The sequence below is a fragment of the Anaerolineales bacterium genome (assembly GCA_030583885.1).
Classification (GTDB): domain Bacteria; phylum Chloroflexota; class Anaerolineae; order Anaerolineales; family Villigracilaceae; genus Villigracilis.
Genome location: CP129480.1, coordinates 4,000,411 through 4,024,662, shown reverse-complemented (window position 1 = coordinate 4,024,662; position 24,252 = coordinate 4,000,411). Strand labels below are relative to the sequence as shown.

The window sequence follows — 24,252 nt, the reverse complement described above, 5'->3', positions numbered from 1 at the left end:
TTTGAAAAAATGAATAGACTTGAAATCCTGAAAAACATAAAAATTGGAAAGCCCACTATAAAACAAATGATCTTCTGGGGGGTGACTGCGGTGTTAGGTATTACTGCGTTCATCTTTATAAAGGGGCTTGCCACTTGTTGGAACCTGACCGACCTGCCGGGCATACCCCCTGCCAGTTGCGGGGAGGTTTCAGGCGGTTCCGGGTTTGCGGTGGATGAACAGGGCACGCCGGTTGCCGACCTTCCGCCTGCGCCGATTGCCCCTGGTGCTGACTTGCCTCCCGCGTGGGATGGCGCCAGCCGCATCAACATCCTTTTTATTGGTCTTGATGCCCGTGATCTGGAGGAAAATAACGGTCCGCCCCGAACCGACTCCATGATCCTGTTTACCGTGGACCCCATTAGTAAGACGGCGGGTATGCTTTCCATCCCGCGCGATATGTGGGTAAACATCCCCGGGTTTGGCTACAGCCGCATCAACACGGCCTATCCCAGTGGAGAGGGCGCCCTCCTGCCTGGCGGCGGCCCCGGGCTTGCCATGAAGACGGTTTCCCAATTTATTGGCGTGCCCGTGGATTATTACGTGCAGGTGGATTTCAATGTATTTGTAATCATGGTTGATGAGCTTGTCTCCATAGGTGGATGTCTTGATGTCCACCCCACTGAAACAATGGTCCTGGACCCCATTGGTCCTGGATTGGATAAAGTGCGCCTGACCGCCGGGAATCGTCAATTGTGCGAAGGGTGGAAGGTGCTGGCGTACGCCCGCCACCGCAAAACATCCGGCGGTGATGCAGATCGTGCCCGCCGACAGCAGGAAGTGATTCTCGCCCTGCAAAAAATAATTTTTGAACCGCACAACTTCCCTGAATTCATTCGGCGTTCTACCACCCTGTATAAACGGCTGGGCAGCGGGATAAAGACCAACATGTCGTTCGATGACGCCATCGAACTGGCTGTGTTGGGCAGGGATGTTTCCAGGGAAAATATCAAGACAGGGGTGATCGACCCTCAACAGGGCATGGCAACTTTTGATAATACGATTCTTGGCGGGGAGGATGCCAGCGTTCTAAAACCCATTACAGACAAGATCCGCATCCTGCGCGATGAGATATTCACCTCGGGCGGCGCGCTCAGCCCAATTGCGCAGGGTGATCCTGCAACCCTGATGCGCGAGGAGGAAGCGCGCGTGCGCATCCTGGACGGCACCTATTCGGGTCTGGATCAACGCGCTGGTGCGCTCTTCCAAACCTATGGCATGAACATCACCGAAGTGGCCGGATCTCCGGAAGGCTACAGCCAGACGATTGTGATCGTGTATGGTCCAAAACTGTATACGATTAAATGGCTGCAAAGCACCTTCGGGATTTCAGACAGGCAGATTCGTTTCAGCCCCGATCCGAGTGCAACAGTGGATATTGAAATACGGCTTGGCACGGACATTTCGGGAAGTATTCCGTAACCCCATTTCAAAATTTTAAAAATCATCCCCTTCATAAGAAGGGGATGATTTTCATTAACCGGTCAATGTGCTCCTCACCCAGTCGCCGACAAGCCAGTATTTGAAATCCTGTCCCTGGCTGGCTTGGATGCCGCCGTACACTCCGTATCCCAAAGCCACCAGGGGCATGGCGCTGATGATGCAGGCAAAAGGAATGCACAGCAGGCCGATCAGCACTGCGCTCAACGTGCCGGTGATCGCCCATGCAACGCCGGTTAGGATGCCCCCGCCAACCCACCAGATGAGCTGGAAGATCAATCCCTGCAGGGATTGATACGCCACATACCGCGAACGGTCCTTATAGATCATGTAAACTGCCAGCGGCACAACGGGCCCCAGAAAACCTGAGACCAAATTCACCAGCACGCCCAGATGAGCGATCATCGCCCATTGACGTTCTTCCTCGGGGCTGAGAGGGGCGGGAGGGGTTGCAGGTATTTGTTCGTTCATCATTTTCTCCTTTTATGATGGGACGAGTTTATCATGGAAACAAAAAGGACTCGCAGAATTTCTGCGAGTCCTTTTTGTAGGCGGATGGGTTATGCCCAGCCCTGGTTGCGAATGAAATCGCTGATCATCGGGATGCGCACATCCTGACCCTGATATGCCTGATAAGCCCAGTAGAGTATGACAAGGAACAGCACGGCGCCAAAGCCGCAGGTTACCGTTGAAATGATGGAAAGCACGACCGTGGCGACCAGGGACTGAACCGCATTGAATTTTACGTACGGCCGGCTCTTCTTGTCTTCCATGAACAATACAATGAGAGCGATCAGGGGGATCAAATAACCGAGCGCAGCCCACAGCTTGTCATCACTGCTGATTTCAGGATTCATTGATTCTTGAGACATATTTTATTCCTCCGAATAAGTTGGGTTTGGATTTACAGTATTTTACAACCTTTCAAGTCAAAACGCAAATCAAAACCTTCGTACTTTAGTACCATGCCTTGGCAGTGTGTTAAAATTTGCACATGTCCATCAAAGTTGCTTTCATGGGCTCGCCCGATTTCGCACTGCCGGCCCTGCGCCTGCTTGCACAGAACTATGATGTGGTTGGCGTCGTCACCCAGCCGGACCGCGCCTCCGGGCGCGGCCGTGAACACAAAGCACCACCTGTGAAAACCCTTGCCCTGGAATTGAACCTTCCCGTTATCCAGCCCGAAAAACTACGCGAGCCCGAAGCCCTGAAACGACTTCAGTCATGGAACCCTGATCTCATCGTTGTTGCGGCATTTGGTCAAATCTTGAAGAAGACCATCCTCGATCTTCCGAAATATGGATGCGTCAACGTCCATGCTTCGCTCCTGCCGCGCTGGCGCGGCGCGGCGCCCATCAATGCCGCCCTCCTCGCCGGAGATGAAGAGACGGGTGTGACCATCATGAAAATGGATGTGGGCTTGGATACAGGACCCATGCTGGCAAAGCGATCCATCCGCCTCATGCCTGACCATACGGCTGGTTCGGTCACCCAAACATTATCCACGCTGGGAGCGGATTTGCTGATCGAAACACTGCCCGATTATTTATCCGGCAAAATTCAGCCTGTGCCTCAGCCCGAAGAAGCCGCAACCTATGCGCCTCTGTTGAAAAAGGAGGACGGCAGGCTCGATTTCACACGTCCCGTTAACGATTTGGAGCGAAGAGTCCGTGCAATGAACCCGTGGCCGGGGGCGTTCCTGGATTTTGATGGGACGATTCTCAAGGTCCATCGCGTGCATGTGGAAGCGGGGCATGAATCAGCGGGGAAGAAGTTGGTTGTTCAGGATCAGCCTGCGGTCGGGGCAGGAGGCGGGATTCTCATCCTGGATGAAGTGCAGCCGGCTGGGAAGAAGTCCATGAGCGGAAAGTCGTTTTTGGCGGGCGCGAGAACTTGGGCCGAATGACCATCCAAATAATGACGAATGCAACGTTACATATTCATGGCTGGGTATATGATTAAAATGATGTTGTGCTTTTTTGCGTAGTGATTTATCACTGCCTTTACTTATATATCATAAGGAGAATAAAAATGAGCGAAGAAAGCAAGTGCCCGATCACAGGCAAAGCTGGCAGCACGACTGCCAGCCGGGGAACATCCAACCGCGAATGGTGGCCTAATCAACTGAACCTGAATATTTTGCACCAGCACGCACCCGCTTCCAACCCGATGGATGCTGATTTCAATTACGCCAAGGAATTCAAGAAGCTCGACCTGGCGGCGGTCAAGAAAGACTTAGCCGACCTGATGACCAATTCGCAGGAATGGTGGCCCGCCGACTGGGGTCACTACGGCGGACTGATGATCCGTATGGCCTGGCACAGCGCCGGCACCTACCGCACAGCCGATGGACGCGGCGGTGGCGGCACCGGCAGTCAGCGTTTTGCGCCGCTGAACAGCTGGCCCGACAACGTCAACCTCGACAAGGCGCGCCGTCTGCTCTGGCCCATCAAACGCAAATACGGCAACAAACTCTCTTGGGCTGACCTGATGATTCTGGCGGGCAATGTGGCGCTCGAAAGCATGGGCTTCAAGACCTTCGGTTTTGGCGGGGGACGCGCCGACATCTGGCAGCCTGAGGAAGATGTCTATTGGGGTAGTGAAGACAAATGGCTGGGCGGCGACATTCGCTACGCCCACGGTTCCGAGGGCGTCGAAAAAGAGGGCGCGGTGCTCGTGTCCGACGACACGGCGGATGGGAAGATGCATGGGCGCAACCTGGAGAACCCGCTGGCCGCAGTGCAGATGGGCTTGATCTATGTCAACCCCGAAGGCCCGGATGGCAACCCCGACCCGGTCGCTTCGGGCATTGATGTGCGTGAGACTTTCGCCCGCATGGCGATGAACGATGAAGAAACCGTCGCGCTCGTCGCTGGTGGACACACTTTCGGCAAGGCGCACGGCGCCGGCGACCCGAAACTGGTCGGACGCGAACCCGAAGCTGCCCCGCTCGAAGAAATGGGCTTGGGCTGGAAGAACAGCCTCGGCAGCGGCGTGGGCGTCCACACCACATCCAGCGGCATCGAAGGTGCCTGGAAACCCAACCCCACCCAGTGGGACATGGGCTACTTCGACGTGCTCTTTGGCTATGAATGGGAATTGGTCAAAAGCCCGGCAGGCGCGCAGCAGTGGACTCCCAAAAACTGCAAGCCCGAGCACATGATTCCCGACGCGCACGACCCGTCGAAGAAACATCCGCCGATGATGACCACGGCTGACCTGTCGCTGCGCTTTGACCCGATCTACGAACCGATCTCGCGCCGCTTCCACCAGAATCCCGAAGCGTTTGCCGATGCCTTCGCCCGCGCCTGGTTCAAACTGACCCATCGCGACATGGGACCCAAAGTCCGCTACCTTGGGGCGGAAGTGCCAACCGAAGATTTGATCTGGCAGGATCCGCTCCCCGTTGTGGATCATCCGCTGGTGACGAAGAAGGATATTTCGACTCTCAAAGCCAAAATTCTGGATGCGGGTCTTTCTACGCCTGAGCTTGTTTCTACAGCCTGGGCTTCTGCCTCCACCTTCCGCGGCTCGGACAAGCGCGGCGGCGCCAATGGCGCGCGCATCCGCCTGGCTCCGCAGAAGGACTGGGACGTGAATCAGCCTGCCCAATTGGCAAAGGTTCTTTCCGCACTCGAAGGCATTCAGCAGGAATTCAACAGCGCCCAGAAGAAGGGCAAGAAAATTTCGCTGGCAGACCTGATCGTGCTGGGCGGCTGCGCGGCGGTCGAAGCTGCGGCGAAGGCGGCTGGCTACGAAGTGGAAGTTCCCTTCACCCCGGGCCGCGCCGACGCCACGCAAGACCAGACCGACGCCGAATCCTTCGCCGTGCTCGAACCCGAAGCGGACGGCTTCCGCAACTACCAGAAGACGACCTACACCGTATCCGCTGAAGAAATGCTGGTGGACAAGGCGCAACTGCTGACCCTCAGCGCGCCCGAAATGACCGTGCTGGTCGGCGGTCTGCGTGTGCTCGGCGCAAACGTCGGCGGGACACAGCATGGCGTGTTCACCAAACAGGCTGGCAAGCTGACCAACGATTTCTTCGTCAACCTGACCGACATGGGCGTTGTCTGGCACCCCACTTCGGAAGCCGCCGACATCTTCAACGCCCACGACCGCAAGACTGGCGAAGTCAAGTGGACTGGAACGCGCGTGGACCTCGTATTCGGCTCGAACTCGCAGTTGCGCGCCTTGGCCGAGGTCTATGCTCAGGACGATGCGAAGGAAAAGTTCGTGCGCGACTTCGTGGCGGCGTGGAACAAAGTCATGAACCTCGACCGCTTTGACCTCACTTAAGCAAGTGAAGGAACGGGTGATTACGCCAGAATAGCATGAGGCATTACAAACAAGCAGCTATCTGATAAAAATAGATAGCCGCTTGTTTCGTTAGACTTTATCGGCAATGGCATTCGTTTCGATCTTATCCGCAGAGGGTGCAGATTTTTGTCGGTTTTTCTCTTGAAAATTTCAAATCTGCATCATCGGTGAAATCTGCGTATCAAATTAGGAATTTATGCATCGTATCGTATCGAGAGTTAGAGGGTTATATTCTGTATCAAATTACATCCTGGAGTGGTCATGTTTAATTCAAAAACGTTTCTGGTCGAATTCATCGGCACCTTCGCGATCGTGTTCATTGGTGCTGGCGCGGCTGTGGTTGGCGCTGGGATTGTGGGTGTTGCCCTTGCGTGCGGCTTTACGCTGGCGGTCTTTACCTATTCTTATGGACATATTTCCGGCGCACACCTCAACCCGGCGGTGACGTTCGGGTTGGCGCTAAACGGCACGGTCAAGTGGTTACAGACGGTTGTCTATTGGGTGGCGCAATTTGCAGGCGCGGCGGCTGCGGCGGCTTTGCTACATTATGCGGTAACCCCGGTGGGCGGTTCACTCAACCCCGCAGCGACCGTTGGCGTGCTGACGGAATCCCAGCCCATCTGGGCAATGGTGATCGAGATCGTTCTTACATTCTTCCTTGTAAATACAATTTTACAGACAGCTGTGGCGGGCAGGGGCGGGGATATGGCAGGATGGGCAATTGGTACGACGTTCGCCTTCTCGATCCTTGCGGGCAGTGCGCTGACGGGTGCATCGCTCAACCCTGCGCGGACGTTTGGTCCCGCCATTTTTGCCGGGCCGAATTTGGCAAATGTGTACACCTATGTCATTTATTTGTTCGGTCCGTTGATCGGCGCAACTCTGGCAGTGATGGCGTTCAATTTCTTCAATGGGATGGATGAAGAAGATGAAGTGGAACACCCCGCGTCCGCTGTGGAGAAGGTTCCCGTGAAGGCGGTCCGCAAACCCATTGCGCGCAAGACGACGAAAGCTGTGAAAACAGCCAGAAAGTGACCCGCAACGACGAAAGTCATGTCCCCGTCTGCAGACGGGGACTTTTTGTTTTACAATTAACCTGTGAGGTGAAGATGTCCAACTATGTTGCTGCAATTGACCAGGGTACGACCAGCACGCGTTTTATTATTTTCGATCATGGCGGGAATATCGTTGCTGTTGAGCAGAAGGAACATCAGCAGATGTACCCGAAACCAGGCTGGGTGGAGCATGATCCATTGGAGATTTGGGAGCGTACCCAGGAGGTAATGCGCGGTGCCCTGCAGAAGGCAAGTGATCGGTATGGGGTCACCCATGAACAGATCACAGCAATCGGTGTGACGAACCAACGTGAGACGACAGTGGTGTGGGATAAGAAGACGGGCAAGCCTGTTTACAATGCCATTGTCTGGCAGGATACACGAACAGATGTAATTTGCGCCAAACTTGCAAAGCAGGGTGGACAGAACAGGTTTAGAAGAAAGACCGGGCTGCCTCTGGCCACTTATTTTTCAGGCCCCAAGATCAAATGGATTTTGGATAATGTCAAAGGTGCGCAGGCAAAAGCGAAAAAGGGGGATCTGCTGTTTGGCAATATTGATGCATGGCTGATTTGGAATCTGACAGGCGAGCATGTCACCGATGTCACCAACGCCTCCCGTACGATGCTGATGAATCTCAAGACGCTGGATTGGGATCCCGGGATTTTGAAGGTGATGGGCATCCCGCGCGCGATGTTGCCAAGCATAAAATCATCTTCCGAGGTGTATGGTTCCGTAAAGGAGGCGGGTCAATCTCCCCTGCGGGGCATCCTCGTCGCGGGCGATCTTGGGGACCAGCAGGCGGCATTGTTTGGTCAGACCTGTTTCAAAGCGGGCGAAGCGAAGAATACATACGGCACAGGCTGTTTTATGTTAATGAACACAGGCGAGAAACCTGTGCGAAGCAGGGCAGGCCTGTTGACCACCCTCGGATACAAAATCGGGAGCAGGAAGGCCGTGTATGCGTTGGAGGGGTCCATTGCGATTACGGGCGCATTGATTCAGTGGCTGAGGGACAATCTGGGGCTGATCCAATCGTCAGCGGAGGTGGAGGCGCTGGCAAAGTCAGTCGAAGATAACGGCGGGATATATTTTGTCCCGGCATTTTCCGGCCTGTATGCGCCGTATTGGAAATCTGACGCGCGCGGTGTGATCGTTGGGATGACGCGCTACGTCAACAAGGGGCATATCGCGCGGGCGGCGCTGGAGGCAACTGCGTATCAGACCCGCGAAGTATTGGATGCCATGGAAAAGGATTCCGGTGTGCGGCTCCGCTCATTAAAGGTGGATGGCGGCATGGTCTTCAACGAATTGCTGATGCAGTTCCAGTCTGATATTTTAAATGTGCCTGTAGTGCGCCCGCAGGTTGCTGAAACAACCGCACTCGGCGCGGCATACGCGGCGGGGCTGGCAGTTGGTTTTTGGGAAAACCTTGACGAGTTAAAAGCCAACTGGGGGCGTGATAAGGAATGGATGCCGGACATGAATGCGAAAGCCCGCAAGTCGCTTTATGCGGGCTGGAAGAAGGCGGTCAGGCGTACGTTCGATTGGGTTGACTAAAGGTGTGAAACATGAAACGGGCGTAAAATAAATGCGGCTTTGTGAAAGGGCTGATGATGAACCGTAACGAGATTTTCAATTCGATAAAAAACAACTCTGATATTTCTGTTCTGATTGTTGGTGCGGGAATTAATGGCATCGGCACATTCCGTGACCTGGCGCTCAATGGCGTGGATGTGCTGATGATTGACCGCGCCGATTTTTGTTCGGGCGCGAGCGCGGCCTCCTCGCATATGGCTCATGGGGGAATCCGCTATTTGGAGAATGGCGAGTTCCGCTTGGTGCGTGAAGCGGTGCAGGAACGCAATCGAATGATCCGGAATGCACCGCATATGGTCAGTCCGCTGCCGACGACGATCCCGGTCTTCAAGTATTTTTCCGGCATTCTCAATGCGCCGCTCAAGTTTTTTGGCTTGCTGGATAAACCCTCCGAACGCGGTTCCATCATTATTAAACTTGGTTTGATCATGTACGATGCCTATACGGGGAAAAACCGCACGGTTCCGCGCCATCGGTTTTTGTCGCGCGCCTCTTCGCTGAAATTATGGAATAAACTCCATCCACGGGTGGTTAATACCGCCACCTATTACGACGGCTTGATCTCGAACCCTGAACGGCTTGCACTTGAAATTTTACTGGATGCCGAAGTGGACAATCCTAATGCGCGTGCTTTGAATTACGTGAGCATGGTCAAGGGTGAGAAGGATGCGGTCATTCTGCGCGATGAGTTGAGCGATGAAACCTATGAAGTGCGGCCGAAGCTGGTCATCAACGCCGCGGGTCCATGGATCGATTTTGCCAATCACAATCTGGGTTTGTCCACGCGGTATATTGGTGGCACGAAAGGCTCGCATCTTGTTTTGGATCATCCTGAACTGCGCGTTGCGATCGGTGATAATGAATTTTTCTTTGAAAACAGGGATGGGCGCATTGTACTCATCTTCCCGTTATATGACCGTGTGCTGGTCGGCACATCGGATATCAAGATCGAGAATCCTGATGAGGCACGCTGTACGGATGAAGAGGTGGATTATTTCATCGGCATGATCGAGCGCGTGTTCCCGTCCATCAAAGTGACGCGGGAACAGGTTGTGTTCCGCTTTACCGGCGTGCGTCCATTGCCCAGTAGCGGTGCAAAGACCACGGGGCAGGTCAGTCGCGACCATCATATCGAAGTGTTGAGCGGGGATTGGACAGATTTGGACTTCCCCGTTTACTCTCTCGTGGGCGGCAAGTGGACGTCCTTCCGTGCCTTTGCCGAGCAGGTGACGGATAAGACACTGGCGTACCTTGGACAAACGCGTCAAAAGGATACGCGCGATCTTCCCATCGGCGGCGGGCGTGGGTATCCGCAAGGCGAGGAAGAGCGCAGGAAGCATATTGAAGGTCTTGCTGCATGGACCGGCTTGAGCAGGGATCGCCTCGAAGTATTGTTCGACCGTTATGGCACACGCACGGAAGCGGTCGCGAGCTTTATCAAACGGGCGATGGATGTGCCGCTCAAATCCCTGCCGGATTACACCCGGCGGGAGATCATGTTCCTTGCACAGTATGAAAAAGCCGTACACCTCGATGACATTTTCCTGCGGCGTACCATGCTTGCGATGCTGGGCCAGTTGACAAAGGAATCCGTGGATGAACTTGCGGATGGTATGGGCGAATCCCTTGGGTGGAGCAGGGAACAGAAAAATGCCGAGGTGGCGCGCGCGCGTCGTTTGCTGGCTGACAGGCACGGGGTCCAATTGTGAGGCAGGTATAATTTCCCATGCCAAATATTTCAGTCGTTATCCCGGTATATGGCGGCAGTCAGACCATTCCAGTGCTCGTTGAGCGTTTGGGAAGGACTTTGCCAGAGATCGCAGATTCATATGAAGTCCTGCTTGTCAATGACGGCAGCCCCGATAAAAGCTGGGCGGTCATTGAGAAACTTGTAAAGGAACATGCCTGGGTGCGGGGTGTCAACTTGATGCGCAATTATGGTCAGCATAATGCGACTTTGTGTGGCGTGCGCACAGCCCGCTATGAGATTGCCGTAACGATGGATCAGGATTTACAGCATCCACCCGAGGAAATCGCGGCATTGCTTGCAGAATTGAATGAGGGGTTTGATGTTGTGTATGGTGCGCCTCGCAAACTGCCGCAAGGCTTTCTGCGAAATTTATTGACGGCGAACATCAAGCGTTTGCTTGCGCGTGTAATGGGCGTGCCCTCGGTGCGTAATATTTCCGCGTTTCGCATGTTTCGCACAAAATTGAGGGATTCATTTGCGAATTTCCAAAGCCCTTCGATGACCCTGGATGTCCTGCTTTCATGGGGAACGATACGGTTCACGTCCATCTATGTGGATATCCCCCCGGCGGAAACTTCAAATTATGACTTTTTTGCGCTGGTTCGTGCGACAATGCTTATCCTGACGGGGTATAGCACGTTGCCGTTGCGCCTGGCAAGCTGGGTCGGTTTTATCATGACCGTGTTTGGTGTTGGTGTTTTTATCTACGTATTGGGGGTCTATTTTATTCACGGGAGTTTGCCGGGCTTCCCGTTCCTGGCCTCGATCATTTCGCTTTTCAGCGGTGCACAGTTGTTTACCCTGGGTATCTTTGGCGAATACCTGGCGCGGATTTTCGACCGCAGCATGGACAGACCGCCGTATGTCGTTGATACATTCATAGGAAGCGGGCAATGAATGTTGTCATCCTGCAGCCTTCCTATATTCCCTGGCGCGGCTATTTCGATCAGATTCGCCGCGCCGACCTTTTTATTTTTTATGATGATGTTCAATATGATAAACATGGCTGGCGCAACCGTAACCAGATCAAAACGGCTCAAGGTAAACAATGGCTGACCATTCCAGTACACAGCAAGGGCGTGACAGACGGAACGCCGATCAAGGATGTGCGGATTGACTGGTCAAAGCCCTGGGCGAAGAATCATCTTAAGGCATTGACCTTTGCCTATGTCAAGACACCCCGTTTCGCATCCTACGTCCCCTGGCTCGAATCTGTCTTCGAGCGCCGCGATGAACATCTGGCTGATTTCACCATCTGGCTGACGATTGAAATTGCACGCTTGATCGGGTTCTCCCATACACGCTTTATGCGTTCTTCTGAAATCTCAGGGGTTGACGGCCAAAAAACAAACCGCTTGATACAGATATTGAAACAGGTGGGAGCCACGCACTATATCAGCGGGCCCTCCGCGCGTGATTATGTCGAAAAGCCAAAATTTGACGAGGCGGGCATTACCCTCGAATTTATGGAATATAATTACCCGGATTATCCCCAGCTCCATCCGCCTTTCGACCCCTACGTTACAATCCTTGATTTGCTGTTCATGGTGGGAAATGAAGCCGGGCGCTATATGAATCCGCTTTGAAAAGGAAACGATGTCCAAGTCTTTTGAATTGAACAAGGTTAAAAGTTATTTTACAGAAAAATTGAAATTGCACGGTGCAACCCACCGCGGCGTGGACTATAATTCGACCGAATCCCAGGAAGCCCGTTTCCAGCAACTGATCAAAGTAATCGATCCGAGCGTTCAATACTCCCTGTTGGATTACGGGAGCGGTTATGGCGGGATGTATGATTATTTGCTGGGACTGGGTCATGATCTGCATTATGTCGGCTACGATATCGCAGAGTCAATGATATCAAAAGGACGCAGCCTGCATCCCGACAACCCACATTGTATGTTCACGAGCAGGATCGAGGAAGTCCCTGTGCTGGACTACGCTGTTGTGAGCGGTACTTTCAACATGAAACTGGATGCCAGCCCTGATGCCTGGACGCAAATTGTCATCGAATCCCTTGGGCAAATGAATATACATTCGGCGAAAGGCATGGCCTTTAATATGCTTACCAAATATTCCGATGCGGATAGAATGCGTCCGGATCTGTATTATGCTGATCCATGCTTCTTTTTTGACCATTGCAAACGCAATTTCTCACGCAATGTGGCGTTGCTTCACGATTACGATTTGTACGATTTCACCATCATAATCCGCAAATGAAAACACCCGACATCCGCGTAGATTTCAATCGTCCTGTTCCTGTGGGGAATGAACTTGAATATATCCGGCAGGCTGTTGCCGCTGGTCACTTATCCGGTGATGGACCGTTCTCCAAAAAATGCCACGCTTTTCTGGAGAACGAGCTGGGTGTCAGGAAGGCGTTACTCACCACTTCATGTACGCACGCATTGGAGATGTCCGCCATCCTGCTGGATATTCAACCCGGCGATGAAGTCATCATTCCAGACTTTACTTTTGTTTCGACCGTGAATGCCTTTGTGCTGAGGGGCGCGACTCCGCTCTTTCTGGACGTCCGGCCTGATACCCTGAATTTGGATGAATCCAAACTGGAGGATGCCATTACCCCTCGGACGAAGGCAATCGTTCCTGTGCATTATGCAGGCGTCGGTTGTGAAATGGATTCGATTATGGAGATCGCAGCCCGCCGCAATCTCCATGTGGTGGAAGACAATGCGCACGGCTTGTTCGGAAAATACAAGGGGAAATACCTTGGCACATTTGGTTCGATGACAACGCAATCTTTTCATGAAACGAAAAATTTTTCATGCGGAGAGGGCGGCGCATTATTGATCAATGATTCGGAACTGGCGGATCGTGCCGAGATCATCCGTGAAAAGGGGACGAATCGCTCGCGCTTCTTCCGCGGACAGGTCGACAAATACACCTGGGTGGACATCGGTTCCTCCTACCTTCCTTCCGACATGCTTGCCGCGTTCTTGTTGGCCCAGTTTGAAGAACGCGAGCGTATCCAATCCCACCGCAAGCACGTGTGGGACATGTATCATGCGGGGCTGAAAGAGTGGGCCAACTTGCATGATGTTCGCCTGCCGATCATCCCTGAAGGATGCGAACAGGCGTATCACATGTTTTATTTGCTGATGCCCAGCCTTGACGTGCGCCAGAAGTTCATCGCGTATTTGCGCGAGCGCGGAATTTACAGTGTTTTCCATTATCTTCCGCTTCATCTCTCTGATATGGGACAGTCCTTTGGCGGAAAAACGGGGGATTGTCCTGTGACGGAAAGAATCTCGGATCAATTGGTGCGCCTGCCTTTTCACAATGCTTTGACTGGAAGCGAACAGGAACTGGTGATGGAACTAATTCTGGAGTTCAGGTTCGAGTGATGGCCCTGCGTGTTGGGGCAATCAGGCAGGAGGTCCGATTGAGAAGCGCGTGGTAGAATCTTCATATGCCAAAGAAAAAGATGGATGTGGATATTGTCATCCCCGTCTTTAATGAAGCCGAAGCAATTGAACGAACCTATGCGGATATTCGCCGCGTGGTAGCGTCCCTCCCATACAGGTTTCGATTCATTTATGTGGACGACGGCTCAAACGATGGGACGGTGGATACACTCCGAAAAATAGCGGACAAAGACCCGCGCGTTTCCCTGCTCCAACTCAGCCGCAACTTCGGGCATCAAGCCGCGCTGACCGCCGGCATGGACGCGTCACGCGGCGATGTGATGATTTCCATGGACGGGGATGGGCAGCACCCGCCGGAGATGATCCCCCAAATGATACGCCTCATCCGGCAGGGTTTTGACATCGTGCAGGCGCAACGCATGGAGGACGACGGCTCGCTTTCGTTCAAAAAAATTACATCCAATCTATTTTACTGGCTGATCAATAAAATCAGCGGCACGCAGGTCCTGCAAGGCGCGGCGGACTTCCGCGCGCTTTCGCGTAATGCACTGGACGGACTGCGCTCGATGAAGGAGTATCACCGCTTCCTGCGCGGCATGATCTCATGGATGGGATATAACAGCGTCATCCTCCCCTACCACGAGCCTGCCCGCGTGGCGGGAAAATCGAAATATTCCATCGGCAAAATGATCCGCCTTGCATCGGATGCGATCTTTTCATTTTCACTTGCGCCTTTGTATATTGGATTAAGTACGGGCTTGATGTTCTTTGTACTCGCTGTCACGCAGCTGGTGTATGTGTTGACATTGTGGCTCACCGGCCACACGGAACGGGTGGTTGCGGGCTGGAGTTCTTTAATGGGGGTGCTTTTGATTGCCAGTGGAATTATCATGATCCTGCTGGGATTTATCGGTGTTTATGTTGGCTATATTTTTCAGGAAGTCAAACGCCGCCCAGTGTACTTGTTGAAGGGGAAGATAGCGGACGATGGAGAGTAAATCGAGGTCATTTCATATTACCCTGCTGCGTCACGGAGAATCGGTCGGGAATGCGGAAGCCCGCTGGCAGGGGCAGGCGGATTTTCCGCTGACGGAAAAGGGGCGCGCGCAGGCGCAGGCCCTGGCGGAGCGTTGGAAAAGGGAGAACCTGAAATTCGACCACCTGATTTCCAGTCCGCTCCTGCGTACGAAGGAGACGGCGGAGGTCATTGCCTCTGCGCTGGACCTGAAAATCGAGTTTGAGCCTTTATGGCTGGAACGTGACAACGGCGAGTTTGCCGGGCTTACCGCCCATGAAGTCCGCCAGAATTTTTCACATCCGGAATTCATCACGCCGTATGATCCCGTCGGTTTTGATGGGGAGGGTGACTGGGAATTGTTCCTGCGTGCGGGACAGGCATTGCACAATCTGTTGAAGCGCGAGCCCGCCAGGTATTTGATCGTCTCACACGGCGGATTGTTGAACCAGGTCATGCATGCGGTTGTGGGAGTCGCTCCGCAAGCCAATAACACGGGCACACGTTTCCGTTTTGGGAATACCGCATTTGCACAGCTGATCTATTCCCCGCATCAACATCGCTGGGCAATTGACAAACTCAATGACCACATTCACTGGCAGGATGCGGACTAATATCGGAGTCTCATGGTACAACCTCGTTCTCAATCTTCCGGTCTGAAATGCCTCTTCTTTGGTGCGGGCGCCATAGGGACCTACGTTGGCGGGTCACTGGCGCTGGCCGGGAACCAGGTCGTCTTCGTGGAACAGCCAAAGATGGTGACCGAATTGCGCGCGAAAGGTATGCGGTTGGATCTGACGGTTGATGAAAGGCGAAAGACGAAGGATGCCTATATCGTTCCGCCGCGCTCCTTTGTGATCGAGCCTTCACTTGAAGGAGCCTTGCAATTCGGTCCGTTCGATGCCGCAATTTTCGCTTTGAAATCCTTCGATACCGCCTCCGCGCTGGAAGGGTTGAAGCCCTTTGCGGAAAAACTTCCGCCAATCCTGTGCCTGTCCAATGGCGTGGACAATGAACCGATCATCGCGCAAACCCTTGGCACGGACAAGGTCATCTACGGCACAGTCACAACCGCCATCGGCCGCCGTGGACCCGGTGACATCGTTCTTGAAAAATTGCGCGGTGTAGGCGTCGCGGCAGGGCAGCCGCTGTCGGAAAAACTCGTGGCCGCCTTGAATGCCGCATATCTCAAATGCCGCCTGTATCCCGAAGCGCACAGCATGAAATGGTCGAAGATGCTCACCAATCTCATTGCCAATCCCACCTCGGCGATCCTGGATCTGACCGCGGCACAGGTTTTTGCGAATAAGGATTTGTACAAACTTGAAATTGACATGCTCCGCGAATGCCTCGCGGTGATGAAGGCGATGAACCTCGAAGTGGTGGATTTGCCCGGCACGCCCGTTGCGGCATTGGCATTTGCCACAAAATTACCTCTCTGGCTTTCGAAGCCCCTGCTCTCCCGCGCCGCGGGCAGTGGACGAGGCGCAAAAATGCCCTCCTTTCATATTGACCTGTATTCCGGGCGCGGTAAAAGCGAGGTGGAATACCTGCATGGCGCCGTTGTGCGTGAGGGCAAGACCCACGGGATCCCCACCCCGGTCAATGCAGCGCTCACAAACACCCTGCTGGCGCTGACGAACGGGGAAATTCCGCTGGACGAATTCGCCGGCAAGCCGGAAAAACTATTGTCAAAGTTAAAAAGTTGAAAGGATCAGGCTGGAAGGCCGCAGGAAAAATCACCTTCCAACCTTCCAACTCATGTCCATTAAAATCACAAAGCCCAATCCGAATATCGAAGTTCATTTGCCGGACGGCAGGACGCTGAGCGGCCCTCGCGGCACGCCGGTGGGGGCATTCCTTGCGCAGGTGAGGGACGATTTTTCCGCGCCGATCGTCGCCGCGATCATCAACAACCAGATCCATGAACTGACCTACCCGGTCCATTTTGAATCCCATTGCCTGCCCGTCACCATGGATACCGCCGACGGCGCGCGCATCTACCGCCGCTCGCTGGTCTTTTTGCTTGAAATGGTCTTTGCCCAGCTTTTCCCCGCCGGAAGGCTGAACATCGACCATTCTGTTTCCTCCGGCGGATATTACTGCGAAGTGACAAACCGCGAACCGCTCTCGCAAAACGAGATCGATTCCATCAAGGCGCAAATGCAGAAACTGATCCGCGAGGATCACCCTTTCATGCGTAGGGAAGTACCCATTCGGGAGGCGGTCGAATATTTTGAACAGCGCGGATATGAAGACAAACTGCGCCTGCTCAAACACCGCAGCAAGGACTATCTCACGCTGTACAGCCTGAACGGTCAGATGGATTACATGCACGGCTACATGGTCCCGTCCACCGCCTATTTGAAATGGTTCGACCTGAAAATGATCAACGGCGGCTTCACCATCCAGTTCCCGCGCCGCCATGCGCCCACGCAGCTCGAACCGATAGACGATTATCCGAAACTGTTGAAAACATTCCGCCAATACGGCGACTGGCTGAAAACCCTCAATATCGACAACGTCGGCGCGCTCAATGACGCCATCGAAGCGGGCCGCGCAGATGAGATCGTGCTGGTCTCGGAGGCGCTGCACGAACAATATGTCGCCGATATTGCCCAGCAGATCGTGCAGAAACAGGCCCGCATCATTTTGATCGCGGGCCCCTCCTCATCGGGCAAGACCACCTCCTCGCGCCGTCTTGCGATCCAGCTGCTGGCACGCGGCATCTCGCCCTATCCGCTCGAATTGGATAATTACTTCATCGACCGTGATGAAAGCCCGCTGGATGAAAACGGCGAACTCGATTTCGAAACGATCGATGCGCTGGATCTCGCGCGGCTCACGCAGGATATGGAAAAACTTCTCAGCGGGGAAAAGGTTCAATTGCCGCGATTCAACTTCAAGGAAGGACGAAGCGAAGCGGGCGATATCATCCAATTGACGCATGGACAGCCGATTATCCTCGAAGGCATCCATGGGATGAACCCGCGCCTCATCCCGGACCGTTGGGCTGATTCGGCCTTTCGGGTGTATGTCTCCGCCCTGACCCAGCTCAACCTCGACCGCCACAACCGTGTTTCGACGACCGACACGCGCCTCATCCGCCGCATTGTGCGCGACGCGCGCGAGCGCGGATACTCGGCGCAGGCCACGATCTCGCGCTGGGAATCGGTGCGGCGCGGCGAGAAGCGGCATATCTTCCCCTACCAGGAGAACGCGGACGTGATGTTCAACTCTGCATTGGTGTTCGAACTTGCGGCGCTCAAGCCGCTGGCCGAGCCGCTTCTGCGCCAGGTTCCGCACACCGTGGCGGAGCACATCGAAGCGCGCCGTCTGCTGGCATTCCTCGAATGGTTCCTGCCCCTGGATGCGGGCCTTGTGCCCGCCAATTCCATCGTGCGCGAATTTTTAGGCGGTTCGAGCTTGAAGGATTTCAAGATCTGGAGGGGATAATAAAAGCAAGACATCCGAGGGTTTTCCCGGATGTCATTTTGTTTACTTCAAAATATTTTCGATCTCTCCTAATTCTTCTTCTAAGAATTTCGAGTTATTTAGCATCCCCACCGCATCTTCGATCTGGCTGACCCTGCTCGCCCCGATCAGCACGGAGGTCATCGTCTCGTGGCGCAGAACCCAAGCCAGCGCCATTTGCGCGAGGGATTGTCCGCGCGTTTTTGCCAGCTCATTCAATTTTTGTGCCTTTCCAATTTTGTCAGCGGTGATCTGGTCGGGCTTAAGAAAGCCATGCGCCTTGGACGCTCGTGAACCTTCGGGAATGCCGCCGAGATATTTATCGGTCAGCAAGCCCTGCTCCAGCGGCGAAAAGGCAATACAGCCGATACCCTCCTCTTTCAGCGTACCCAGCAAGCCATCCTCCACCCAGCGGTTGAACATGCTGTATACAGGCTGGTGGATCAAACAAGGCGTGCCGAGTGATTTCAATATCGTTGAAGCCTCGCGGGTCCTATCGGCGGGGTAATTCGAGATGCCCGCGTACAACGCCCGCCCGCTGCGGACGATGAAATCCAGCGCCTGCATGGTCTCTTCGAGCGGGGTTTCGGGGTCGGGGCGGTGATGGTAGAAGATGTCCACGTACTCCAGGCCCATGCGCTCGAGGCTTTGGTCGAGGCTGGAGACCAGGTACTTGCGCGAACCCCAATCGCCGTAGGGACCGTCCCACATGGTGTAGCCCGCTTTCGATGAGATGAGTAGTTCATCGCGGCAGCTTCGCAGATCCTTCGCCAGAATCCGGCCGAAGGTTTCCTCCGCCGATCCCGGCGGCGGACCGTAATTGTTGGCAAGGTCAAAATGTGTGATGCCGAGGTCGAAGGCGCGCAGGACCATGTCGCGGCTGTTGGAGAAGGTGTCCACGCCGCCGAAGTTATGCCACAAGCCAAGCGAAACGACAGGCAGTTTCAGTCCGCTGCGCCCGCAGCGGCGGTATTGCATGGATTGATAACGGGTGTCGGAGGGTAAATAATTCATGATTTCTCCAATCATTGAACGGGAGATTGCCGCGCCGCCAAAAGCGCGGCTCGCAATGACATCTATGCAAAGCCCTGCTCGATCAAACTTTTTGCCATGGAAATAATGGCTTCCTCCTTCGGGCGCGGTGTCCACTTGAGGATGCGCCTGGCTTTTTCGTTCGAGAGCTCATAATCCCAATCCAAACCGCTGACGACCAGCGCGATCTTTTTATCGAACAGGGCAAGCACGCGGACGAGAAAATTTGGAAAGACGATGCGCGGAATTTTTTTATACTCCGCATTTGCAAACCCTCTGCGCAAAATATCCGCGATATCCTTGTACCACATCGTGGCGGCGGGACAGGCAAAGCGCTGTCCCGCCGCTTCAGGCGTCTGCATGGCAAGGATGATCGCGGAGGCCACATCGCGCACATCCACAATTCCCATTTTCAAGCGTGCCACGCCGGGTACTTCGCCGCGCATGAACACGCGGATCATCTCCGCGGAGGTGGGCAGGTTCTTGTTTGGGATGGGTCCAAGGATCAACGGGGGGTTTATGACAGCCAATTCCATTTTTTCTGTATTTTCCGCGCCGTTGATAAACTCCCAGGCGGCACGTTCGGCCAGCGTTTTACTTTTTGCGTATGCGCCTACCTTGTCAGGATTTGTCCAATCTGCTTCTGTAAACGTTTTATTCTCACCCTCATGTCCTGATGAAATTGCCGCATTGGACGAAACCTGCACCACGCGTCTGACCTTCGCCTTGTGCGCGGCGCGCAGCACTCGCAGCGTCCCCTGCACGGCGGGGATGATGAGTTCGTCTTCGTGTTTTGGTTCAAATAACGGAAACGGAGACGCGACATGCAAAACATGTCCAACGTTTTTCATCGCTTCATCCCAGCCTGCATCCTGCCTCAAGTCTGCGGGCGTGAACTCCAGCCGGTCATTTGCCTGTACGTACTTTGAGATCGTCCCGCGGACTTCCGACTCTTTGGACAAAGACCGAATCGTTCCGCGGACGTTATAGCCCTGCTCGAGCAGTTGGAGGATGGTGTGAATGGCGACGAATCCGCTGGCGCCGGTGACGAGGATGGGGGAGGCTGGCATGAAATACCTTTCGGGTCAGTCTACATTAAGGTGAATAGCATTGCTACACTGACCCCAAATGCGCCGCATGCAAAGTTGACCCAGTCATTGTCCAGCCACTTCCAGCCGCGCAGGTGAACAGTCTCCGTGCCGCAGGCATGGATGGGATGTTTCTCGGTCTCTTTTTTATCGGTGGGGCAGTAGTACATGGCTTGGATGGTTCCGCCGAGGAGCGAGTCGAAAAGGGAGCCGCCCAACCCTGAGAAAGTAATAAGCAGGAACAATGACCATGTATCCGTTAAGAAAGAAGCGAGGAATGCAATTAACGCGGAGCCTGCCAAGGCGGCGAGAGTACCCATTAAGGAGATCCCGCCCGAGGTGCCTTTTTCCACAGCCTTCTTCAAGTTGGTGATCATGCGCGGGGGATTTGGATCCAACACGCCGAGTTCAGTCGCCCAGGTGTCGGCGTTGACGGCGGCGAGGGCAGCGGCAAACCCGACCCAGGGGATGATTGATTCGGGAAAAAAGAAATGAAGCACGGCAAAGAAGGTTGCGATGCCGCCGTTGCCGAGAACCTGGCCTGCGTCGCGTTCGTGTCCTTTTGAAAATTTTTCATCGAGACCCTGTTTGCGTTTTTTGAATGCGCGGCTCAATGCGGATGATGTAATGAAGAATGTGAGCAGGAGGATTGCCCAGTCCCAGCCGCCAATGCCGAAGATGACCGTGCCGGTGAATGCGGCCGCCAGCGCTCCGCTCATGGTTAGACTGCGGGCTTTGTAGGCGAGGATGGAAATGAGGATGGCGAGGAGAAAACCGAGGGACAGCTGCATGTTGGGTTTGAAAGTTGAAAGGTTGGAAGGTGTTTAACTTTGGAACTACACCGGCGTGGTGATGATGAATAGAACCGCCAGCAAAAACAGCAGGCTGCTGAACGTGCCCGAACCCCAGACGATGAACGAAAGCACGCGCTCGCGTTCCCAGCGGTAGAAGTACAAGCCCGCGATCCACCCAGTGACGGCGAGCAGAAGGCTTGCCACCGGGAAGATGATGAGCTGCGAGGACGGCACGGTTTCGAGTTCGCTTCCAATAAACTGCGGACCGAGTGCAACGCGCGGCGCAGCCGGGATGATAAGGCTTGCCCAGATGAACAGACCTAAATTCAGGAATAAGGCCGTGAGCCACAGATAACGCGCAAGTCCGCTGCGCCATGCCTGGGTGACGACAAAGGACGGGTACACGGATTTCGCTTCGACGGGAGTCAGGCTTCCCAGCTCGGTTGCGCGTGCAAAGGTCTGTGCGAGCGCGGCGGGGTCTTCGGGGGAAATGACAAAAATACGTTTGGCCGTTGCGATCAGCAGAAGCTTTTTCGCATCGGATGCGAGGAATTCCACCGTGCCGAGATCGGGGTGACGGCGCGTGCCCAGCAATCCACCGGGCAGTGGCAGCGACGGCAGGGTAAGCGGGTGGGTCAGGTCTTCAACAGAGCGCATCCATTCGATGTCTGAAAGCGGGATGTTTTCCACGCGCAGGCCCCAGTTGATGGCAAGGCTGTCGCGGTCCATGTAATAGCCGGCACGCCAGAGGGAGTAGGCGCGGTACCCAAAGAAGGGGATCGGCACAAAGGAAGCCAGCGAAACCAAAAGCGATATCAGGAATATGGGACCCACCTCCGCGTTCGAGAGATTCACGAATCCGGTCACGGCGATGACCGTCAGCACCAGGATGATGAGGCTATGAATGATCAAGCCGCGCTGCTTGGGTGGGGGGAAGTGTCCGGGGTTCATGGGGTAGAGGGTTTCCAAATACACATCCTTGATGAATGCGATGTGCGTTTTTTTTCATGTGCCGGCAGTGTCACCGGCTGGCCTGCCTTCAAGCTGCGGGCGTAGGTGTTTTTCTTGACACGGTTCCTGTATTGGCAGGTTTGGCCGTTGACATTGTACTCGTAATGAAGGATGCGGTCTTCCCGCTGTTTGCCTGAGGCGATGATTTCGATCTCGGTGATATGGCCTGTGGTCTCCATCCCATTGACGATGGTGGAGACGATCAGGTGGCATCGCCAGTGGAACGCCAGCAGCCCGATCGGTGTGAGGACCAGGGCGAGGACCAAAAGAAAAGAAGTGGCCTTTCCTTCAAATGCAGTGTCAATAAAATAGAATACCCATCCCGCAAAGATCATCACAAAGAAGTTCTGTCCAAGGTAGTCGGTGGAGATGATCTGAAACAGCGTTGGCGTTGTATCTTTGCTCATTTCGTTAATAACGATTGAGACGGTTGCTAAGGAAGATCCTTACAGGAGTTCCGATATGGATTTCAGGTTCAGGATTTTCTCCAACGGCAGGGCGCTTCCGCCCGCCGCTGTGCGGAGTTTCAATTCTATCAGTCCGTCCTTTAGCCCCTTTTCCCCAACCGTGATCCGCAGCGGACAGCCGATCAAATCCGCGTCGTTGAATTTGACCCCTGCGCGTTCGTCGCGTTCATCGAACAGGGCGGAAATTCCCGCATTCTGCAGGGCAATATAGATCTCCTCCGCTTTTTCCAACGTGTTGACCGTCTTGCCCGTCAGGTGCATCAGGTACACGTCGAAGGGCGAAGCGGAAAGGGGCAGGCTCAAGCCCTTGTCATCGTGATGCGTCTCCGCGAGGGCAAGCAGAATGTTTTCGAAATCCACCCCCCCGCCGCCAGCCAGGTTGATGGCAGGCAGGATGGAAAGTGGTTTGCCGCATTTCACGCACTTGTCGCCTTCCTGCGCCTGCACCAGATCCGCAACGATCCCGGCTGTGTAATCGCGTCCGTGGTTTGTGTTTTTGAGGTGGTATTCCGCCTCGTTTGCACCTGCGACGAGGTTGGGCGAGTGCGGGATGAGAGTATCCACAACGATCAGTATATCTTTCAACCCGATTGGGGATGCGAAGCCCGCCTCCGCGCCCGACCTTCGAATTGATACTTCATCCGCAAGTTTTACATCCCCGACGGCCTTGCGCAGCTTCGCCTCGCTCAGGGTCATATCTCCGCGCACCACAACGAAGACGAATTTGTTGTCAGCCGCGCGGGTATACATCAATGCCTTGGCGGTTTTCTCTTTTGGGATATCCAGAAAATTCGCAAGCGCTTCGATGGTATGACAATCGGGAGTCAGCACCTTTTCGAGTGGAAGTTCACCTTCCTTTGAAAAGGGAGTCTTTTTGAATTGGGCAAGTTCGAGTCGTTCGGTGTATTTGCAGGAATCGCAATGAGCGATTTGCATGTTCCCGCTGGAGAGCGGAAAGTAGATGTCGGTTTCATTGTACATGACCGGCAGGGAAAGGTGAAAGAGGAAGGCCGGGTCGATGGAAAGTTCCCGCACTTTTGCAAGGGCCTGTTCGCCAAGCGGCAGGAGTTCGTTTTCGCGGGTCAAATATCCCGCGCGGACAAGCCAGCCGAAGCCTGCAGTCCGCGCATTGTTGGGGAATTCACGCTGGGTTTGAATTTTCAGGTCTGTATATTTCATGGGAAATAATATCGTAGGGACACAGCGGCGCTGTGTCCCTACGAAGGGCATTCAGGATTCGGCTTTCTTCTTCCGCACAACCTTCGTCTTCTTGACTGTTGGGGCAGGCTCAGGCACCTGGATCGGCACCTGCGCAATGGACTCTGCCTGGGCGGCTTCCGAAGGCGTGGATTCAGGAGCCGGCTCGAGGTCCAGCTCGACCGTTTCCTCCATACGGATCTGTCCGCGCAGGAAGGCGCCTTCCTCGGTCACAAAGGCGGTGGTGACCACGTCACCCCATACGCGCCCGGAAGCGCGGATTTCCAGTTTTTGGGTGGTGATGTTGCCGCGCACCGCGCCGGCGACGATGACGGCATTGGCGCGCACGTTCTGGCAGGTGACGCGCCCGGTCTCGCCGACGACCAACATCCCGCGCAGGGCGATCTCACCCTCGAACGCACCTTCGATGCGGACACCGCCCGAGCCGTTAATACTGCCGTGCCAGATGACACCTGAGCCAAGCACCGAGGTGATGCGTTCCACGGCCTGGACGGGCTGCGGGGAATCCGTGGGAGTTGCGCTGCGTTTGAACATGTTGGGTCAATTTTACCTTAAAAGAAAAGG

23 protein-coding genes are annotated in these 24,252 nt (G+C 54.5%); 14 read left to right on the top strand and 9 right to left on the bottom strand.

Features of this window, described 5'->3' with window-relative positions:
- Nucleotides 1-9 precede the first annotated feature (9 nt).
- Nucleotides 10-1,461, top strand: a complete 1,452-nt coding sequence (locus QY332_20160) for an LCP family protein (protein WKZ35932.1) — start codon at nt 10-12, stop codon at nt 1,459-1,461.
- A gap of 54 nt (nt 1,462-1,515) precedes the next feature.
- Here QY332_20160 and QY332_20155 read toward each other — a convergent pair whose 3' ends face one another.
- Nucleotides 1,516-1,953: a DUF4870 domain-containing protein gene (locus QY332_20155; GenBank protein ID WKZ35931.1), complete on the bottom strand. Its 438-nt coding sequence runs from the start codon at nt 1,951-1,953 to the stop codon at nt 1,516-1,518.
- A gap of 86 nt (nt 1,954-2,039) precedes the next feature.
- On the bottom strand, nt 2,040-2,351 hold the full coding sequence (locus tag QY332_20150) for a DUF4870 domain-containing protein (GenBank protein WKZ35930.1): 312 nt from the start codon (nt 2,349-2,351) through the stop codon (nt 2,040-2,042).
- Nucleotides 2,352-2,473: 122 nt separating this feature from the next.
- Between QY332_20150 and fmt the strand changes: the two genes are divergently transcribed.
- The 13 genes from fmt (at nt 2,474) to QY332_20085 (ending at nt 18,060) form a co-directional block, all read left to right on the top strand.
- Complete coding sequence (fmt, locus tag QY332_20145) at nt 2,474-3,385, top strand: methionyl-tRNA formyltransferase (GenBank protein WKZ35929.1); 912 nt, start codon at nt 2,474-2,476, stop codon at nt 3,383-3,385.
- A 125-nt stretch (nt 3,386-3,510) separates the two neighbouring features.
- A complete protein-coding gene (gene katG, locus QY332_20140) occupies nt 3,511-5,778 on the top strand; it encodes a catalase/peroxidase HPI (GenBank protein WKZ35928.1) in 2,268 nt (755 codons plus the stop codon).
- Nucleotides 5,779-6,060: 282 nt separating this feature from the next.
- Entirely contained in the window at nt 6,061-6,834 is a 774-nt protein-coding gene (locus tag QY332_20135; GenBank protein WKZ35927.1) for an aquaporin, read from the top strand.
- A gap of 74 nt (nt 6,835-6,908) precedes the next feature.
- Nucleotides 6,909-8,414 (top strand): glycerol kinase GlpK, encoded by a 1,506-nt coding sequence (glpK, locus tag QY332_20130; protein WKZ35926.1) that lies wholly within the window; start codon nt 6,909-6,911, stop codon nt 8,412-8,414.
- Between the two features lie 53 nt (nt 8,415-8,467).
- Complete coding sequence (locus QY332_20125) at nt 8,468-10,162, top strand: glycerol-3-phosphate dehydrogenase/oxidase (GenBank protein WKZ35925.1); 1,695 nt, start codon at nt 8,468-8,470, stop codon at nt 10,160-10,162.
- Between the two features lie 17 nt (nt 10,163-10,179).
- Entirely contained in the window at nt 10,180-11,100 is a 921-nt protein-coding gene (locus QY332_20120) for a glycosyltransferase family 2 protein (GenBank protein ID WKZ35924.1), read from the top strand.
- Nucleotides 11,097-11,789 (top strand): WbqC family protein, encoded by a 693-nt coding sequence (locus tag QY332_20115; GenBank protein ID WKZ35923.1) that lies wholly within the window; start codon nt 11,097-11,099, stop codon nt 11,787-11,789. Before QY332_20120 ends, QY332_20115 begins: the two co-directional genes overlap by 4 nt.
- A 10-nt stretch (nt 11,790-11,799) precedes the next feature.
- Complete coding sequence (locus tag QY332_20110; GenBank protein ID WKZ35922.1) at nt 11,800-12,423, top strand: class I SAM-dependent methyltransferase; 624 nt, start codon at nt 11,800-11,802, stop codon at nt 12,421-12,423.
- The gene (gene rffA, locus QY332_20105; protein ID WKZ35921.1) at nt 12,420-13,568 is read left to right on the top strand and encodes a dTDP-4-amino-4,6-dideoxygalactose transaminase; all 1,149 of its coding nucleotides are present in this window, start codon (nt 12,420-12,422) and stop codon (nt 13,566-13,568) included. The genes QY332_20110 and rffA overlap by 4 nt, the downstream gene beginning before the upstream one ends.
- Nucleotides 13,569-13,633: 65 nt before the next feature.
- A complete protein-coding gene (locus tag QY332_20100; protein WKZ35920.1) occupies nt 13,634-14,587 on the top strand; it encodes a glycosyltransferase family 2 protein in 954 nt (317 codons plus the stop codon).
- Nucleotides 14,577-15,218 (top strand): histidine phosphatase family protein, encoded by a 642-nt coding sequence (locus tag QY332_20095; GenBank protein WKZ35919.1) that lies wholly within the window; start codon nt 14,577-14,579, stop codon nt 15,216-15,218. The genes QY332_20100 and QY332_20095 overlap by 11 nt, the downstream gene beginning before the upstream one ends.
- 12 nt (nt 15,219-15,230) lie before the next feature.
- Nucleotides 15,231-16,313 carry a 2-dehydropantoate 2-reductase gene (locus QY332_20090; protein ID WKZ35918.1) on the top strand — a complete coding sequence of 361 codons (1,083 nt, stop codon included), beginning with the start codon at nt 15,231-15,233 and terminating at the stop codon, nt 16,311-16,313.
- A gap of 52 nt (nt 16,314-16,365) precedes the next feature.
- A complete protein-coding gene (locus QY332_20085) occupies nt 16,366-18,060 on the top strand; it encodes a nucleoside kinase (protein WKZ35917.1) in 1,695 nt (564 codons plus the stop codon).
- Nucleotides 18,061-18,102: 42 nt separating this feature from the next.
- Here QY332_20085 and mgrA read toward each other — a convergent pair whose 3' ends face one another.
- The 7 genes from mgrA to QY332_20050 form a co-directional block, all read right to left on the bottom strand.
- Nucleotides 18,103-19,092, bottom strand: coding sequence for an L-glyceraldehyde 3-phosphate reductase (mgrA, locus tag QY332_20080; protein ID WKZ35916.1), 990 nt, complete (start codon nt 19,090-19,092; stop codon nt 18,103-18,105).
- Nucleotides 19,093-19,154: 62 nt separating this feature from the next.
- Nucleotides 19,155-20,180, bottom strand: a complete 1,026-nt coding sequence (locus QY332_20075) for an aldehyde reductase (protein WKZ35915.1) — start codon at nt 20,178-20,180, stop codon at nt 19,155-19,157.
- A gap of 20 nt (nt 20,181-20,200) precedes the next feature.
- A complete protein-coding gene (locus QY332_20070; GenBank protein WKZ35914.1) occupies nt 20,201-20,989 on the bottom strand; it encodes a DUF92 domain-containing protein in 789 nt (262 codons plus the stop codon).
- Between the two features lie 45 nt (nt 20,990-21,034).
- A complete protein-coding gene (locus tag QY332_20065; GenBank protein ID WKZ35913.1) occupies nt 21,035-21,943 on the bottom strand; it encodes a PH domain-containing protein in 909 nt (302 codons plus the stop codon).
- The gene (locus QY332_20060; GenBank protein ID WKZ35912.1) at nt 21,940-22,410 is read right to left on the bottom strand and encodes a hypothetical protein; all 471 of its coding nucleotides are present in this window, start codon (nt 22,408-22,410) and stop codon (nt 21,940-21,942) included. Before QY332_20060 ends, QY332_20065 begins: the two co-directional genes overlap by 4 nt.
- A gap of 39 nt (nt 22,411-22,449) precedes the next feature.
- Complete coding sequence (locus QY332_20055; GenBank protein WKZ35911.1) at nt 22,450-23,649, bottom strand: YbaK/EbsC family protein; 1,200 nt, start codon at nt 23,647-23,649, stop codon at nt 22,450-22,452.
- A 51-nt stretch (nt 23,650-23,700) separates the two neighbouring features.
- A complete protein-coding gene (locus tag QY332_20050; GenBank protein WKZ35910.1) occupies nt 23,701-24,222 on the bottom strand; it encodes a polymer-forming cytoskeletal protein in 522 nt (173 codons plus the stop codon).
- Nucleotides 24,223-24,252: the final 30 nt, after the last annotated feature.